2 protein-coding genes are annotated in these 1908 nt (G+C 46.1%); both read left to right on the top strand.

The genetic code is table 11. From position 1 onward, the window contains the following. Window positions 1-221 (top strand): 30S ribosomal protein S20 (gene rpsT / locus VN105_RS27580; protein WP_325646334.1); only part of this gene is annotated, 221 nt, incomplete at its 5' end. 74 nt (window positions 222-295) lie between these two features. Continuing rightward, on the top strand, window positions 296-1908 hold a 1613-nt coding region (locus VN105_RS27575), incomplete at its 3' end, for a M14 family metallopeptidase (protein WP_325646332.1).

Below are 1908 nucleotides of genomic sequence, written 5' to 3'. Positions count from 1 at the left end.
GTCAAAGCAGAAAGCGTAATGAGCGTAACCGTTACTATGGTAAAACTACCCGTAACGCCATCCGTGATTTGAAAGCAGTTACCGATAAAGCAACAGCGGAGAAAGATCTGGCAGAGGTAGCTTCTATGCTTGATAAGCTCGCTAAACGTAACGTTATTCACAAAAACAAAGCTGCAAATCTGAAAAGCAAGCTGGCTAAGAGAGTATTAGCTCTGGCTTAATTGCTTCAGTAACAATATTTACAGCTCTTCCTCCAAAAAGGAAGGGCTTTTTGTTTTTCCATTATATCAAGATGATGAAAAAGATACTCCTGCTTCTTGCCGCCCTGTTTCCCCTGCTTTCCTACACGCAGGACCTCACAACACGATACGAAAAAACCAATGGCCGGGAAACGGCTAGCTACGCGGAGGTGATCCGGTATTATCAACAGCTTGTCAAACGCTTTCCGCAAATACATATGCAGGCTATTGGTGCCACAGATGCCGGTTTTCCCCTGCACCTGGTTACTTATTCCCCCGGGCGGAATTTCGACTTTAAAAGCCTCCATAAACAAAATAAAAGGGTTATTCTCATTAATAACGGTATTCATCCCGGCGAACCTGATGGCATAGACGCGACTATGATGCTCCTGCGCGACCTGGCACAGGGCAAAATCCATCTCCCCGAAAATATCATTCTCGCTGTTATCCCGGTATATAATATCGGGGGAATGCTGAACCGCTCTCCCTGGTACCGGGTAGATCAAAACGGCCCCGATGCCTTTGGCTCCCGCGGTAATGCCCAGAACCTGGACCTTAACCGCGATTTTATAAAAGCCGATTCAAAGAACGCCCTCGCCTTCCAGCAGATTTATCACCTCACAGATCCGGATGTGTTTGTGGATAACCACGTTAGCAATGGGGCCGATTACCAGCATATCATGACCCTGCTCACCACCCAGCATAATAAGCTCGGTGGCCCAATGGGCGAATTTATGCACCAAACATTTGAACCCGGTTTGTATGCCCTTATGAAAAAGAAAGGATACGACCTGGTGCCCTACGTAAATCATTTTGGCGAAACACCCGACAGTGGTTGGGTGGAATTTGCCGACCTACCCCGTTATTCCAGCGGTTATACCACCCTTTTCCACACGTTCGGATTTGTACCGGAAACACATATGTTAAAACCCTATCCGCTACGCGTAAAAGCTACCTATGCCCTGATGGAATGCTTCATCCAATTCACGGCCACCCACAGCGAGGCAATTAAACAATTACGTGAACAGGCGAAACAAGCCGCCACTACTCAAAAAAAATTTCCACTCGCCTGGCAGTTTGATATGAATAAATACAGCCTGATCACCTTCCGTGGCTTCGCTTCGGGGCATAAGCCCAGCGCCATTTCCGGGCTGCCCAGGTTATATTATGATCGTACAAAACCATACACCCGGCAGGTGAAATTCTACAACTATGCTACGGAAGAAAATTTCGTGGAAAAACCGGAAGCATATATCATCCCCCAGGGATGGTGGGCGGTGATCAACCTGCTAAAAAATAACCAGGTAAAAATGCAGCCGTTGCAACATGACACCACCATATTTGTAGAAGTATATCACATTGCCGATTTCCAGAGTTATACAAAACCATTTGAAAAACATTACCTGCATACCAACATCAAAGTTAGCAGCAGCAAGGATTCCATCAGGTTCAGGAAAGGCGATTACTATATCCCGGTGAACCAGCAGGCTAACCGCTACCTGGTAGAAACGCTGGAGCCCACCGGCGGCGATTCATTTTTTGCATGGAACTTTTTTGATGCCATTCTCGGACAAAAAGAAGGTTACTCTCCTTATGTTTTTGAAGATACCGGTGCTGAATATTTAAAACAGCATCCGGAATTACAGGAGTTACTAAATAAGAAAAAAGC

It is taken from the genome of Chitinophaga sp. (assembly GCF_035564935.1).
Taxonomy (GTDB): domain Bacteria; phylum Bacteroidota; class Bacteroidia; order Chitinophagales; family Chitinophagaceae; genus Chitinophaga.
This window is presented reverse-complemented; position numbering and strand designations above follow the sequence as displayed.